This window comes from Solitalea lacus (genome assembly GCF_022014595.1).
GTDB classification, from domain to species: domain Bacteria; phylum Bacteroidota; class Bacteroidia; order Sphingobacteriales; family Sphingobacteriaceae; genus Solitalea; species Solitalea lacus.
Window position 1 is genome coordinate 648,163 of the sequence record NZ_CP091740.1, and the last position, 14,820, is coordinate 662,982.

General features: G+C 36.7%; 13 protein-coding genes. 8 read left to right on the forward strand and 5 right to left on the reverse strand.

Annotation, left to right across the window (positions count from 1 at the left end):
• Positions 1-22 precede the first annotated feature (22 nt).
• Positions 23-736: a murein L,D-transpeptidase catalytic domain family protein gene (locus L2B55_RS02745; protein ID WP_237848760.1), complete on the forward strand. Its 714-nt coding sequence runs from the start codon at positions 23-25 to the stop codon at positions 734-736.
• A 107-nt stretch (positions 737-843) separates the two neighbouring features.
• A complete protein-coding gene (locus tag L2B55_RS02750) occupies positions 844-2,457 on the forward strand; it encodes a L,D-transpeptidase family protein (RefSeq protein ID WP_237848761.1) in 1,614 nt (537 codons plus the stop codon).
• 2 nt (positions 2,458-2,459) lie between these two features.
• On the opposite strand, the gene L2B55_RS02755 is transcribed toward L2B55_RS02750, so the two are convergent.
• From L2B55_RS02755 to typA, 3 genes are all read right to left on the reverse strand, one after another.
• Positions 2,460-2,996, reverse strand: a complete 537-nt coding sequence (locus L2B55_RS02755; RefSeq protein WP_237848762.1) for a hypothetical protein — start codon at positions 2,994-2,996, stop codon at positions 2,460-2,462.
• Between the two features lie 14 nt (positions 2,997-3,010).
• A complete protein-coding gene (locus L2B55_RS02760; RefSeq protein WP_237848763.1) occupies positions 3,011-4,807 on the reverse strand; it encodes a MutS-related protein in 1,797 nt (598 codons plus the stop codon).
• A 140-nt stretch (positions 4,808-4,947) separates the two neighbouring features.
• Positions 4,948-6,753, reverse strand: a complete 1,806-nt coding sequence (gene typA / locus L2B55_RS02765; protein ID WP_237848764.1) for a translational GTPase TypA — start codon at positions 6,751-6,753, stop codon at positions 4,948-4,950.
• A 556-nt stretch (positions 6,754-7,309) separates the two neighbouring features.
• Here typA and L2B55_RS02770 point away from each other — a divergent pair.
• Positions 7,310-7,480, forward strand: a complete 171-nt coding sequence (locus tag L2B55_RS02770; protein WP_237848765.1) for a FeoB-associated Cys-rich membrane protein — start codon at positions 7,310-7,312, stop codon at positions 7,478-7,480.
• Between the two features lie 77 nt (positions 7,481-7,557).
• Here L2B55_RS02770 and L2B55_RS02775 read toward each other — a convergent pair whose 3' ends face one another.
• Positions 7,558-7,998, reverse strand: a complete 441-nt coding sequence (locus L2B55_RS02775) for a VOC family protein (protein ID WP_237848766.1) — start codon at positions 7,996-7,998, stop codon at positions 7,558-7,560.
• 218 nt (positions 7,999-8,216) lie between these two features.
• Between L2B55_RS02775 and L2B55_RS02780 the strand changes: the two genes are divergently transcribed.
• The 3 genes from L2B55_RS02780 (at position 8,217) to L2B55_RS02790 (ending at position 10,987) form a co-directional block, all read left to right on the forward strand.
• Positions 8,217-9,914, forward strand: a complete 1,698-nt coding sequence (locus tag L2B55_RS02780) for an RluA family pseudouridine synthase (protein WP_237848767.1) — start codon at positions 8,217-8,219, stop codon at positions 9,912-9,914.
• A 61-nt stretch (positions 9,915-9,975) separates the two neighbouring features.
• Positions 9,976-10,434, forward strand: coding sequence for a YciI family protein (locus L2B55_RS02785; protein ID WP_237848768.1), 459 nt, complete (start codon positions 9,976-9,978; stop codon positions 10,432-10,434).
• 25 nt (positions 10,435-10,459) lie between these two features.
• On the forward strand, positions 10,460-10,987 hold the full coding sequence (locus L2B55_RS02790; RefSeq protein WP_237848769.1) for a hypothetical protein: 528 nt from the start codon (positions 10,460-10,462) through the stop codon (positions 10,985-10,987).
• A gap of 32 nt (positions 10,988-11,019) precedes the next feature.
• Here the strand turns inward: L2B55_RS02790 and trmB are convergent, their stop codons facing one another.
• Complete coding sequence (gene trmB / locus L2B55_RS02795) at positions 11,020-11,661, reverse strand: tRNA (guanosine(46)-N7)-methyltransferase TrmB (protein ID WP_237848770.1); 642 nt, start codon at positions 11,659-11,661, stop codon at positions 11,020-11,022.
• Positions 11,662-11,777: 116 nt separating this feature from the next.
• Here trmB and L2B55_RS02800 point away from each other — a divergent pair, with 116 nt between their 5' ends.
• Together L2B55_RS02800 and fcl are read left to right on the forward strand one after the other, a co-directional pair.
• A complete protein-coding gene (locus L2B55_RS02800) occupies positions 11,778-13,808 on the forward strand; it encodes a site-specific recombinase (RefSeq protein WP_237848771.1) in 2,031 nt (676 codons plus the stop codon).
• On the forward strand, positions 13,792-14,730 hold the full coding sequence (gene fcl, locus L2B55_RS02805) for a GDP-L-fucose synthase (protein WP_237848772.1): 939 nt from the start codon (positions 13,792-13,794) through the stop codon (positions 14,728-14,730). Before L2B55_RS02800 ends, fcl begins: the two co-directional genes overlap by 17 nt.
• The last annotated feature ends 90 nt before the right edge of the window (positions 14,731-14,820 follow it).

Below are 14,820 nucleotides of genomic sequence, written 5' to 3' on the forward strand. Positions count from 1 at the left end.
AGGAAACAAAACTGGCGACTAAATGAAAAGAAAGGTAGGGACAGTATTATTCTTGGTGTTCTCGTTGATTGCGGTAAACGGTTATTCTAACTATTCCCACAAGGATAAAAAAGACGAATCGCCAGCTGCTACGGTTAAAAAGGAAAATACCCTGGTTACTGAGGCAGAAGAAGTTTACACTAACACCGGTCTTAATCTTCTTTTGAATAAAGAAGTTTTTGATAGGGCGCTTGTTGGATTCAGAAAAATAAATCCTAAAAAGCAAATTCTAGCAATAATTGATTTTAACAAACCTTCAAGTGAAGAGCGATTGTTTGTAATTGATGTTGCCAAAAAACAATTGCTGTTTCATTCTCTTGTTGCTCATGGCAAAAACTCAGGAGAAGAATATGCAACTCACTTTTCAAATATTGAAGGTTCATTGCAAAGTAGTCTGGGCTTTTATTTAACCGGACAAACTATCATTAGTCCTAAGCATGGCTATTCAATGGTGCTCAACGGACTTGAAAGAGGTATCAATGACAAGGCCCGTGAGCGAGAAATCATAATCCACTCAGCTGATTATGTTTCCCGTTCGTTTATTGCTCATAATGGAATGTTAGGTAGAAGCTGGGGATGTCCTGCTTTGCCAAAAGAATTAAACAAACAGATTATTGATACAATTAAAGATGGTGCAGTGCTGTTCATTGCGGGAAACAACCCATCTTATATTAATAAATCAGCTTATTTGCGTTAGTCGATTAAACCATATATTGTTCGTAAGCCTCCTTTTTGTTAAATTAACAGAATAGGAGGCTTCGTTTTTTCGTAGAAGTAGGCCGCATTCTAAATTTTGCTCTTCCAATGAGATTGCTGCATACATGTATCGTTTTTCTGTGTTTTATTCAAGCCGGGAATGCCTACAATACCAGGCCTTTAAGAACTGGTGTTGAAATTGACACATCTTTGGTTTCAATAGAAGCACCTACTTTAGCTTTAATTATTGACGCAGATTCATTAACACGTTCCATTAAGTCTGAAATTCTCAATTTTTATAAGAGCAGGCCTCAATACGCAGTTTGGATTATAAATAATAATCTTTCAGAGGCTGCTATCAACTTCAAAAATCTTTTGCAGCAGCATTCAATCCAAGAGCGTAATTATGTCAATTGTTTTCTTGCCGTTAATGGCATAACAAAATATTTTCAAAATATTCCTGATTCATTAAAAACGGATTCACTTAAACTGCATACAGAAATCAAGCTTACCGGATATTTTCTAGAGTTCTTGAAGCTGACATATCCGAAATGTTATGAAACGGCAGAAAAGTGGTTTTTTCCACTTCCATTAACTGTTAATGAGGCAATAAAAGAATTGTTGGCAATGTTGCCTTTAATTAGGGTATGCAACGTTAGCGGGGAGCCAGAATTATATAAACTGAGCGATAAGTTAAGCAGTTATTCAGTATTTAAACAAAATGATTCCTGGAGTGAATTGGTTGTTCCACAAAAAGCATTTAAGTCTGGAGAGAAAAACCATCAGCTTGTTGAAATAAAAAGAAGAGTTTTTTTACTTCTAGATACAGTACAAACGGATTCCTCTGATGTTTATACGTCATCTTTTCAGTCAAAAGTTAAAGCTTTTCAGCAATTAAACGGATTAAAAGAAGATGGAATAATAGGAAGAGAAGTAATAACAGCATTGAACGTTGGTCCTACTCAACGCTTAGAGCAATTGTTGTCCAATATTCAACGGTTGAAATGGAATGGGATTTCTCAAAATGGAGACGGAATCATTATAAACATACCTGAATTCAAAATGCATGTTTATCAAGCCGGTGAACTTTGCTGGAGCACTGCAGTGGTTGTAGGAAAGCCTACTTCGTCCACCTCTGTTTTTACCGGAGATATGAAGTACATCGTATTCAGTCCTTATTGGAATGTACCCCTATCGATTGTACGGAATGAGATTATTCCTGAAGTAAAAAAGGACCGAGGCTATATTTACAAAGAACGTTTGGAGTTTAGACAAGGGAATAAAACTGTTTCTGCCAGTAGTATCAGTTGGGAAAAATACCCCAATGAACCATTCCCATACTCGGTAAGGCAAAAACCTGGTCCATCCAACTCTTTGGGACTGGTTAAATTCCTGTTTCCTAATGAACATGATATTTATTTGCACGATACTCCTGCTAAAAGCCTCTTTAATTCAAGTTTTCGTTCATTTAGTCATGGATGTATTCGTATTTCTGAGCCGCAAAAATTGGCAGAGCATTTATTACGAAATGAAGCAGAATGGGATAGTGTCAAAATAAGTTCAGTAATGCAGGGGGGGAAAGAGACTTGGGTGACATTGAAACAACTGGTTCCTGTTTCTATTGTTTATAGAACGGTCTGGGTTGATGAGAAAGGGAATTTGAATTTCAGAAGAGATATTTATAAGCTTGATGAAGACTATAAAAAGCTTTACCTGAGATAATATTACTGTTTAAATTTTCCGGAAATCAACTTTAGTAATTCATTAATGCTTTCTATACCATGAGAATTAATAGGGGAAATTCCTAATATGGCTCTAATATCATTTATTGAATTTATATCTGTTGTGTTTATTTCTGGATGATTAATTGCCAGTGCAATGGCTGTTTTTAAAGCAGTGGATTTAACTCGAAGTGTATGTGGTCCAAATCTGGCAATATGGATATGAATAAATTCTTTAGAGTCTATGCCCCAGCGCAACACCCAATAGCTGCCATCAGAAATGGCAATGGTTTTATAATTCAATTCGTCCCCCAAAAAATCGAAATATTGTTGAGGCGATTGAACGCCGATGTTAAGTAAGCAGAGTAAGATTTGAGACTTAATTTCCTTCACTGAAAGCTGACCGGTATAAACATCAAAATGAAGGTTTCCCAGTTCAAGTAACTGAATTTGCCAGTCTTTAGGTTTTAATTTGATGAAGGATGTTATAAAGCCTAAATGATGCTTTAATAGGTTAAAACGAATACTACTTTCGTTCATAACATAAAAACAATTTAATCTACTTCAATACCAATTTGTTTTAGCAACAATGAAGCATTAAAGGTTTTACACTCTCCTTGTTTGAGTTTGTAATCGAAATGCATTTCATTGTCTTTAACCTGTATGTCAAAATAAAAATTACGGATATAATCGGGATATTTTTCTATTAAATGTGCAACCTGAAGGTCGTGGGTTGCCACCACCCCCACACCTTTGCCGGCGATCAGTTTCTCTACCACAGCTTTTGATCCCCGGTATTTATCCACAGAATTGGTTCCACGGAGCATTTCATCAATTAAAAAGAATGTGTTGGATGTTTTTGGAACAGTTTCAAGGACTAATTGTAATCGATTTAGCTCTGCTTTAAAAGTTGATGTACTTTCATTTAGAGAATCACGAATACGCATATAAGTAACTAACTGGATTGGTGAAAGACGCATTTGAGATGCACAAACCGAAGCTCCAGATAATCCCAATACAGCATTAATGCCCAGCGTTCGCAGGAAGGTGCTTTTTCCGGCCATATTTGACCCTGTTATAATATCAATTTTACGATCGTTAATAAGTTCGTAATTATTGGTTATTCTTAAATTCTGTGCAATTAGCGGGTGGCCTAATTCTTTTGCTTCGTAAGTGCAGTTTTCAGATTCAATAATTTCTGGGAATATCCAGCTCGAATTGTTTGCTGATAGGCAAGCCATGCTATTCAAGACTTCAAATTTAGCTAGACAATGAAACGCTTCATCAATATTAGCTTTATTTAATTCTTTCCAGTTTTCAATTGCAAAAACTTGGCGGAGATCCCATAAGAAAATGGCATTTAAAATTACCGCCACATAAACATTCAAACGATAGTCAAGCTTTATAATGAGCGACGAAAGTAGATTAATGGTTTCGGAAATAGTTGACTCTGTATTACTTTTCATGCTATCAGTTAAATGAATGCAGAGTGAGCTTTGCCAGTTTTCATTTTCAATAGCTTTAAAAGCTGCTGAAAAATCACTTAGGGTTTTACCGATTTTACCCACAAGAACATCGGTTTTATTAATATATAGTTGATTATTAATGATTATTCCAATGTGTGAAATGCCTAAGGCAATTACAAACGCAAATAGCTTAGGGATTAAAAATGAAGCGCACAATAATCCGATGAAGAGCCAAGGTGCAACCATTACATATCTTCTTAATAGTTTATGGTTTTCACGTGGGAGTTTTAAATAACGCAATAAGCCTTCAACCGGATTTTCCTTTAAACTCAAATTAAAAAGCAGTAATGTCTGAAAGTGAGTTCTCCATTTATGCTTTTGACAAATTTCTTTTACTGCTTCCTGTCGGCTATTAATTGCATTTATGTCAGCAGGATGTTTTAGCCATGCAGACAATTCTTCAATTCCTTGAACGGTTGCACATCGGTTTATTAACTGAAATAATGACTTAGGGCCGAAAATATCCAAATCGGAAGTGTAAGAATGATGGTCGTCTTCAAAAGTATGTCCATTGTTATAAATAGATGCTTGCTTGCTCATTACATTGAGTTCGTTTTCAAGTACCTTTTTTAAGTTGATGTGATATTCTTTTTGCTGGTCATATTTATTCTGAGTAGCAATTAACCAGATAAACAGAAGTACAATGAGTATGGCAATGCCTGCACTTAGCCATGGCGAATCAAATTTAAATGAAACAAAGAGAATTGTTAAGCCGCCAATTATAGTTCCTAAACGAAACAGAGAATAACGGTTAACAAGTTCTGTGTAATGCTTAATTTGACTGTTAACTATTGCAAGTTCTTGTTGGTAGTGACTAATTATCATTTTGAAACCGAAATAATGCTTTGGAATTTCAAAAGTAAGAGATTTAGATGCATTGAAAAAAGAAAGCCTTCCGATTGCTCGGAAGGCTTTTACAACCTATTTTGAATTACTGTGCGTGACCTGCAAAGTAATCAGATATATTATGCTTTTTTCTTAGCTGCAACCTGACGCTCATTTTCTTTCAAAATGATTTTACGAAGGCGCATACTTTGAGGTGTTACCTCAACATACTCATCAGCCTGAATGTACTCCATTGCTTCCTCTAACGAGAATTTGGTTGCAGGAGCAATACGAGTTGCATCATCTTTAGAGGTAGTACGGAAGTTAGTTAACTGTTTACCTTCAGTGATATTTACCGTTAAGTCTGAATCACGGCTGTGCTCACCAATGATCATACCTTCGTAAACTTCCTCTCCCGGATCAACGAAGAAAATACCGCGATCTTGTAATTTATCGATACGGTAAGCGGTTGAAGAACCTTTATCCATTGAGATCAATACACCTGCAGAACGTTGAGAGATATCACCTTTCCATGGCTCGTATGATTTGAAGCGGTGCGCCATAATAGCCTCACCTGCAGTAGCAGTTAATACACTGTTACGTAAACCAATGATACCACGAGAAGGGATTTCAAACTCTAAATGCTGTAAATCTCCTTTTGGTTCCATAATTAACAACTCACCTTTACGCATAGTTGCCAACTCAATTACTTTACCGGCAGTTTCAGCAGGAACGTCAACAATTAAAGTTTCAATTGGTTCACATTTAACACCATCGATTTCTTTGATGATTACTTGTGGCTGACCCACTTGCAATTCATAACCTTCACGACGCATGGTTTCGATTAAAACCGATAAGTGAAGAATACCACGACCAAAAACCAGATAAGCATCATTTGAAGAGGTAGGCTCAACTTTTAATGCAAGGTTTTTCTCCATTTCTTTCTCTAAACGCTCAATTAAGTGACGAGAAGTAACGAATTTACCTTCTTTGCCAAAGAATGGTGAGTTATTGATGGTGAACAACATATTCATTGTAGGCTCATCAATGTGCATTACTGGTAATGCTTCCGGATTGTCAAAATCAGCAATTGTATCACCAATATCGAAACCGTCAATACCTACTACTGCACAAATATCTCCTGCCTTAACTGATTCAACTCTAATACGGCCTAAACCTTCAAACGTGTAAAGTTCTTTAACACGAGATTTTACCAGTTTGCCATCTTTTTTCATCAATGTTACCGGCTGGTTTTCAGAAATAGTACCACGGGCTACACGGCCAATAGCAATACGTCCAACGAATTTAGAGAAGTCGAGTGAGGTAATTTGTAACTGTAAAGTTCCTTCAGAAACAGGAGGAGCAGGAATGTGCTCTAAAACTGCATCTAATAAAGGTAGGATATCTTCCGTTTTATTTGTATAATCAGTGCTCATCCAACCTTGTTTAGAAGAACCGTAGATAGCAGGGAAATCTAATTGCTCTTCGGTAGCCTCAAGGTTGAAGAATAATTCGAATACTTTCTCGTGAACTTCATCAGGACGGCAGTTTTCTTTATCTACCTTATTGATTACTACAATTGGTTTTAGTCCTAACGAAAGAGCTTTTTGCGTTACGAAACGAGTTTGAGGCATCGGTCCTTCAAACGCATCCACTAACAAAAGAACCCCATCAGCCATTTTCAATACACGCTCAACCTCACCACCAAAGTCGGCGTGGCCCGGCGTATCAATAATATTGATTTTGGTGCCTTTATAATTAACCGAAACGTTTTTAGAAACGATGGTGATACCACGCTCACGTTCCAGGTCGTTATTGTCTAAGATTAATTCGCCCGTTTCCTGGTTATCACGGAAAAGAGAGCAAGTGTGTAAAATCTTGTCAACCAAAGTAGTTTTACCGTGGTCAACGTGTGCGATGATCGCAATGTTTCTAATATTTTGCATTCGAAAAGTACTTTCAAAAATTTGCCGCAAAGGTAGATAAATAATTTAACCTGGTAAAGCCATTGAGGATATTTGTTTTACAAAACAGATTGAAAATGAATTATTAAGGTTAAAACCACTGACTTTTACTGTCAATTAACAGTTAATTAATAACCAGACAGATTCCTATTTAATGAAAGCGAGGAAGAAAATGCAGGCCGTAGAAGATGACATCTATATTGAACTGAACTTCTTTTTGGGAGGGATAAACATTTAAATTTGTTAGTGTATATGAAAATAGAGAATTCAAATCATGAAAAATAACATTTCGCGCTTTCGCTAAAGTTTGAATATCTGTGGCTGGCTGACCCTACAACAGATTGGATCGCGATCGGGAAGAGCAGCTGGTATAATAACAACTTCTTCATAAGATCTTCGATTATAAATTATGTAGATATTATTGATAGATTGACAAGAATAGACGACTTGAATAACTAATGTGCTAAAAATAGGCATGTTATGCTATTTTCAATAAAAACAATTTTAAGATTAGATTGATTCTAAATAACTTTGCGTCATGATTCAACAATTATTAGTAGGTGTCGTTTTTTTATTAGCCTTGGTATATATGGGCCGAATGATTTACCGTCAGCTAAAACCTAAAAAGAATGGTTGTGGAGCCAACTGCAAGTGTGGTGTTGATTTTAGTGAAATTGAAAAGAATTTGCCTAAAGCAGAGAAATTATAGCCTATACAGGTTCCATGATAGAAACGTCGATTAACAGATGTATGGTCGGTTAGTCGACGTTTATTTTTTTATTGTTATTATTTTTGTTGGTTGGTATTAAAACTTACCATCCAGTTTATGCCAAATTTGTCGGTAAACATACCGAAATAGTCCCCCCAAAAGGTTTGATTCATTGGCATGGTTACTTGCCCTCCGGCTGAAAGGCCATTAAATAAACGATCAGCTTCATCTTTACTATCTGTGCCTATTGAAATAGAGAAGTTATTACCTTGTTTAAAACTTGGAGCCCATTCACCTCCTGTGTCGCTCCCCATTAACATGGTTTCATTACTGATCGGCAATGAAACGTGCATGATTTTATCTTCCATTTCTTTAGGAACCGGAGGCATGCCCTCTTGTGGTGGCATATCCTTAAATCGACCCAAAAAAGGAAAATCTCCGCCAAAAACAGATTTGTAGAAGTTAAAGGCTTCTTCGCAGTTGCCGTTAAAATTCAGATAAACATTTACTACTGTCATATATTGTTTGTTTTATGATTAATCTAGGAATAAGTATAAAGGGTCATTAAATTAATGAAAAAAGTGGTGCTCTTCAGGAAAGTTTCTCACATTTTTAAATTCTTCATGCAATCATTTTTAATTTCTTTCAAAATTTACCTTACCAATCAATCAAAGCTTTGTATTTTTGCAACTTTCATTTTTAACCAATTGATTTACAGTATAAAGGAAACGGCGAAATGAGTGAACAGATAGTATTGAAAGATCCATACTTTACATTTTTTCAGGAATCTGTAGTCACTTATCCTTTACCCTTACGGTTTACTTTTCCGTTTTACTACGAACCACACCCACTTTGTCTTATTGCAGCCAGTGAGCTGCAAAAACACCTCGAGGATCAAAAGGAGTGGGATCATAACTTCGGAATTGACGGAACAAAAGATGGAATGGTGATTGGAAAGATGTTTGGGGTTTTGATTGTTGAAAATCAGAATGGAGAAATTGGATACCTTTCAGCATTTTCAGGAAAGCTGGCTGGAGAAAATCATCATTCACGGTTTGTACCTCCCGTTTTTGATATGCTTACCGAGGATGGTTTTTTTAGGAAAGAAGAGGAAGTATTAAATCATTACAATAGGCAAATTGAACTACTTGAGAATGCTCCTGAATTAGCTCAGCTTTATGAGCTATTAGCTACAGAAACGAATAGCGCCTCTTTGCAATTAACCGAGCTAAAGCAGCAAATGAAGGAAGCTAAACAAGCTCGGGATTTGAAAAGAAAGATACATGAAGCAGAACTTTCTGAAAACGAACTAACAAATGCGTTGGAAGAACTCAGAAAAGAAAGTATTAATGAAAGTTTTTATCTAAAACATTTTAACAAGCAAATAAAGAATCAGCTGGCGGCTATTCAGCATAAAATTGATGCAAAGGTTAACGAAATAGTTTCTTTAAAGGAAGAACGCAGACATAAATCGGCTTCATTACAACAAAAACTGTTTGATCAATATTATTTTTTGAATCAATACGGCGAGAAAAAAAGCCTGCAACGCATTTTTCAGAATTCAGCTGAGGCACGTCCTCCAGCAGGGGCCGGAGAGTGTGCTGCACCAAAATTGTTGCAATATGCATTTCTTCACGATTTAAAACCCTTGGCTATGGCCGAATTCTGGTGGGGGCAATCGCCTAAATCAGAGGTTCGGATTCATGGGCAGTTTTATCCCGCATGTAGAGGTAAATGTGAGCCTATTTTAGCTCACATGCTCCATGGTATTGAAATGGATGAGAATCCAATGCTCATTAACCCTGCCGAAGGGAAAGATATCAGTATAGTTTATGAAGACGAAGAGTTGGCAGTAATCAATAAACCTGCAGAATTCTTGTCTGTGCCAGGAAAAAATGTAAAGGATTCGGTTTATGAACGGGTAAGAACTCTTTATCCGGAAGCATCTGGTCCATTGATTGTTCATCGGTTGGATATGTCGACTTCAGGGCTGATGTTGATTGCCAAATCGGAGGAAACGTACAAGTATTTACAAAGTCAATTTATAAACCGAACTGTAAAAAAACGTTATGTGGCTCTGCTGGAGGGTGTTGTTCAGCATGAAGAAGGTGTAATTACTTTACCCTTACGAGTTGACTTGGATAACCGACCGCATCAGCTTGTATGTTACGAATATGGTAAACCTGCCACAACAAAATGGAATGTGGTTGAACGTACCGATAAATATACCAGGATTCATTTCTATCCAATAACAGGGCGTACTCATCAATTGCGTGTCCATTCTGCGCATAAATTAGGCCTTAATAGTCCAATTGTAGGAGATGATTTGTATGGCAGCAAAGGAGATCGGTTGCATTTGCATGCAGAAATGATTGAGTTTAAGCATCCTGTTAGCAAGAAAACGATTGTTATCCAGGTAGACGCAGAGTTCTAGTCATATGATTTTTGATTGTGAGATAGTGACTTGTTTATTCGGAAAATCGTAAATTCAGATTATGAAAAAAGTTTTGCTTCTCCTACTTCTATGCGGGGTGGTTTTGGCTGCGAAAGCACAAAATATCAACTCAAGCTATAACAAAGCCCTTGCAGATTCATTAGGTGCTGATGAGTATGGAATGAAACCATACATCTTCGTGATTTTAAAAACTGGACCGACTAAAATTGAAGATAAAGCCAAACTTGACAGTATTTTTCGCGGGCATTTAAACAATATTAACCGTTTGGCTAATAATGGGCAATTAGTAGTTGCAGGGCCAATGAAAAAGAATGATAAAACATACCGGGGTATCTTTATCTTTAATGTTAAAACGCCGGAAGAGGCTAAGCCCCTTTTAAGTTCAGATCCAGCTGTAGCTTCTGGGGTATTAGATTATGAAATCTTTCAATGGTATGGGTCTGCAGCCTTGCCTATGTACCTGAAATACAGTGATAAAATAGAGAAAACTAAGCACTGATCTCAATTCTTCATTATTAATTTGTATGAACAAGTGCATGCTCATCGGCGGTTTGGTGCTATTTTGTTCTTGTCAACCTTCAAAAAAGGGGAGTGAAAGCAGAATGGATTCATTGAACAAAATGCAGGATTCCTCGGTAAAGTCCTCTGAAACTCCTTTTAATAATACTGAACTTACTGCGCAAGACACTTTATTTGACGATGGTAGTATCCCGACATCATGGAGAACAGCTGGTTTTAGTCGTCCGGATGATTTCAAACGTTTTATTATCCAATTGAAAGGTTGGGTGAAAAACAACGAAGTTGACAGCATTGCTTTTCATGTCCAATACCCTTTGGGGGAAATTAAAAATGCAGATGAGTTTAGGAAGCAATATAACGCACTATTTGATGGGCCTTTGAAAAAAGTGATTGAGGAGCAACGCCTTGATCGAATTTTTAGGAACTATCAGGGAGCAATGATTGGGAACGGCGCTATTTGGTTTATCGAAAAGGACCGGAATTACTACATCTCAGCAATAAATAACCTGCCAGCTGAAAGCAAGAAGGATTAACGTGACTGTTAACCCTTGCTTGTATATTAAATTTATAAACTAAACTTTACATAATTGATGTTTTTGCCTTGTGAAAGGTATTTGCGTTCATAATAAGTTTTTATTGACAATACATCGTTTAATAATTCCGAATTATAAACATCATTGGTATGAGCTAAAAGCGTTAGTTTATTTTCGTTGATTACTTCAAGGGTGTATTCATACAACTGATCATTATCCGTTTTAAGATGAATAATAGCATTTTCTTTTAACACCGGACGGTAAACGTCTAAAAAACGCATTGATGTTAAACGCTTTTTCTCTCTGCTAACTTGTGGTTGCGGATCAGGGAAGGTAATCCAAATCTCATCCACTTCACCAGGTTCAAAATAAGATTGCAAATGCTCAATTTGAATACGCAGAAATCCAACGTTTTCAATTTTTCCCTCAATAGCCATTTTGGCACCCGTCCATAAACGATTTCCTTTTAAATCAACACCAATGAAATTCTGGTCCGGAAACTTTCGAGCTAAATTAACAGTGTACTCGCCTTTGCCACAGGCTAATTCCAACACAACAGGACACTCATTTTTAAAAAACTCGCTTCTCCACTTTCCTTTTAACGAGCTATCTTTTTGAAATACGTTATGGAACGTATCTAATTCGGCAAATTGACGTAATTTATTCTTTCCCACGCGGCAAAGATAATAAGTTCAGTCGTAAACAATTTTCTTCAGTTAGCTTATAAATTAAGATTATTGGAAACTTTGCCTTTAAACAATAAGTTGCCTGAAGAACTGTTATTCATTTTATGACCAAAATTGAACAAATATTAGATTGCATACGCAAAAATCATAACTGTGGAGTAAACGAGTTGAGAATACTGGTTGATTGCATACGCCCTAAAACTATTTCTAATGTTCATTCAGCAAAGCATCAGCTTGATTATATTCTTTATCAACTAAAAACGGATAATGAACTTTTATCAGGCTTCCGGTCATTCATTAAAAATATTATCAGGTCGAAAAAGCAAATTCGCCTGTTTACCGAGTTAGGCATTTCTGCAAAACAGAGTTTCTTTTCTGAACTATTTAGACGTTTTAATGAAAAGTTCTTGCCAGCTTATATAGAAAAAACAGAATTGCTGAGTGTAATTGCAGAAGTTTTTCATGAAGACAATGATTATAAGTGGGTTGAGGCAATTGATCAGGATGCCTGGTGTGAGTTGTTTGAGTTAATGGATTTTAGAGCTACAAAGAATAATGTGCTTTCTGATGAATTTTATCCTTCCTTATATACCTCAGCTCAAATAGTTGCAAGTCGTATTTCTTCATTGGGCTTGGAACCCGAAATTATTGTACGGCTGCCTCATATTGAGAACTATAATTCTTCATTCCAAGTATTAGCACTTGAAGTCAACAAACTGATTGATGATGCAAAACAGTCCAATTCCGACAGGGAACAGTTGAATCTTTTGTATCGCCATATTTTAGTGATGTTGAGTCAATGTAGGGACTCGGTTGAACAGGTTCGTCGGGGCCAAAAGAAAAAAGGAGTAAGTGTAAATCTGGCTTATTTACTGTTGCGTATTGAGCAGAATATTGAGCGGTTAGGCCGAATTTTAGGATCAATTTTGAGTGAAACCCGGGCATTGCGATTAAGTTTAGCAGTTGAAATGTTTACCCAAATGGTTCGCTCTGAAAATCAGAAGCATGGGATAAGGCAACATCTTCAGGATAATACACAAATGTTAGCTTATCAGGTAGTTGAATATACCAGCCAAACTGGCGAACATTATATTACCAACACCCCTAAGCAGTATTATAAGTTTTTCCTTCAATCAATGACGGGCGGTTTAATAATCTCCTTTACGACATGGATTAAGTTTGTCCTTTCATCAATTAAAGCGGCTCCATTGGTTGAGGGATTATTATTCAGTCTTAACTATGCAGCCAGTTTTATTACTATTTTTATAACTCACTCCACCTTGGCTACCAAACAGCCGTCAATGACGGCCTCAGCAGTAGCAAGTGCCTTGGATGACAAAAAGCATCAGTTAATTAACGTTGATAGAACTGCCGAGTTGATTGTGAAGCTTTCGCGAAGCCAGTTTATTTCGTTTTTAGGTAACCTGATTATAGTTATACCATTGCCATACATTATTGCATGGTTGTACCATTATTTTACCGGAGATTATATCGTTGATGAGGTCAAAGCCCTTAATACCATTAAAAGTATTGACCCGGTTCACTCTCTTTCTGTAATGTATGCAGCAATTACAGGAGTGTTCTTATTTCTTTCAGGAATCATAAACGGTTATTACGACAATCTTATTCATTATGGCAATGTTGGAGATCGCATCAGGAATCATCGGACGTTGCAAAAGTATCTTTCACAAAATACCATCATTAAAATAAGCAAGTACATTGAGAAGAATTTGGGAGGCTTAATGGGGAACCTTTATCTGGGTTTCTTTTTAGGCTTTGCGGCAATTTTGGGTCAAATTACCGGTCTTCCTTTTGATATCAGGCACGTTACGCTCGCTGGAGGTAGTTTTGCAATGGCTTATTACACCCTTGGTGATTACCTTTCGGATATTACCATTGCAACTTCATTGTTAGGAATTTTTTTAATAGGGTTAATGAATTTCCTAGTGAGTTTCAGTCTTTCCTTATTACTTGCTTTACGCTCACGTAAGGTGAATTTTAATCAAACAAGTGAACTGTTTACACGAGTTTTGGCTCATTTTTTGGCAAAACCACTTGATTTCTTTTATCCTCCAAGAAAAAGAAAAGTATCTTTGCCGCAAGATTCTACTTTATTTAATGAACAAGGAAGCTAAAATTTTTGTAGCAGGTCACCGTGGTATGGTTGGTTCTGCAATTTATCGCAAATTACAGAGAGAAGGATTTAATAATATAGTCATTCGTACTTCGGTCGAACTTGATTTACGCAACCAAGAAGCCGTGGCTGATTTTTTTGCTGAAGAAAAGCCTGATTATGTGTTTCTGGCAGCGGCAAAAGTTGGTGGTATTGTGGCTAACAATACTTATCGGGCTGATTTTATTTACGAGAACCTTTGCATCCAAAACAATGTAATTCATCAGTCCTATGTAAATGGGGTAAAAAAGCTGATGTTTTTGGGTTCGTCATGTATCTACCCAAAGCTGGCGCCGCAACCATTAAAAGAAGAATATTTGCTAACTGGTTTGCTTGAACCAACTAATGAGCCATATGCAATAGCTAAAATTGCAGGCATTAAAATGTGTGAAGCTTACCGTGCGCAATATGGCTGCGATTTTATTTCAGTAATGCCAACCAATCTTTATGGACCGAATGATAACTATGACTTAGAAAAGTCACATGTGTTACCCGCTCTGATCCGTAAGTTTCATGAGGCAAAGAAAAATAGTTTGCCTCAAGTAGAAATTTGGGGAACTGGCTCACCCAAACGCGAGTTTTTATATGCCGATGATTTAGCCGAAGCATGTTTTTATTTAATGCAAAATTATAGTGCACCCGAATTTATTAATGTTGGAACAGGAGTAGATCTTTCAATAAAAGAGTTGGCATTATTAGTGAAAGAGATTGTGGGCTACGAAGGAGAACTTATCTTTAATACTAGCAAGCCTGACGGCACTCCTCGAAAACTGATGGATGTGTCCAAATTACATGGTTTAGGCTGGATGCACAAAATTGAATTACCACAAGGTATTAAATTAGCCTACCAAGATTTCTTAAGTAAGCAACAAGTAGGAGCCTGAGTTTAGTTGTATGAATTACAAATTGTAACGACTTATTTGTACTTCGTGTTCTTTTTTAATATAACCATTTTTACAGCATCTGTGTATTAA

Coding starts and splice junctions, on each gene's coding strand:
- L2B55_RS02745 (WP_237848760.1), top strand. CDS start 23: ATGAAAAGAAAGGTAGGGACAGTATTATTCTTGGTGTTCTCGTTGATT.
- L2B55_RS02750 (WP_237848761.1), top strand. CDS start 844: ATGAGATTGCTGCATACATGTATCGTTTTTCTGTGTTTTATTCAAGCC.
- L2B55_RS02755 (WP_237848762.1), bottom strand. CDS start 2,996: ATGAACGAAAGTAGTATTCGTTTTAACCTATTAAAGCATCATTTAGGC.
- L2B55_RS02760 (WP_237848763.1), bottom strand. CDS start 4,807: ATGATAATTAGTCACTACCAACAAGAACTTGCAATAGTTAACAGTCAA.
- typA (WP_237848764.1), bottom strand. CDS start 6,753: ATGCAAAATATTAGAAACATTGCGATCATCGCACACGTTGACCACGGT.
- L2B55_RS02770 (WP_237848765.1), top strand. CDS start 7,310: ATGATTCAACAATTATTAGTAGGTGTCGTTTTTTTATTAGCCTTGGTA.
- L2B55_RS02775 (WP_237848766.1), bottom strand. CDS start 7,998: ATGACAGTAGTAAATGTTTATCTGAATTTTAACGGCAACTGCGAAGAA.
- L2B55_RS02780 (WP_237848767.1), top strand. CDS start 8,217: ATGAGTGAACAGATAGTATTGAAAGATCCATACTTTACATTTTTTCAG.
- L2B55_RS02785 (WP_237848768.1), top strand. CDS start 9,976: ATGAAAAAAGTTTTGCTTCTCCTACTTCTATGCGGGGTGGTTTTGGCT.
- L2B55_RS02790 (WP_237848769.1), top strand. CDS start 10,460: ATGAACAAGTGCATGCTCATCGGCGGTTTGGTGCTATTTTGTTCTTGT.
- L2B55_RS02800 (WP_237848771.1), top strand. CDS start 11,778: ATGACCAAAATTGAACAAATATTAGATTGCATACGCAAAAATCATAAC.
- fcl (WP_237848772.1), top strand. CDS start 13,792: ATGAACAAGGAAGCTAAAATTTTTGTAGCAGGTCACCGTGGTATGGTT.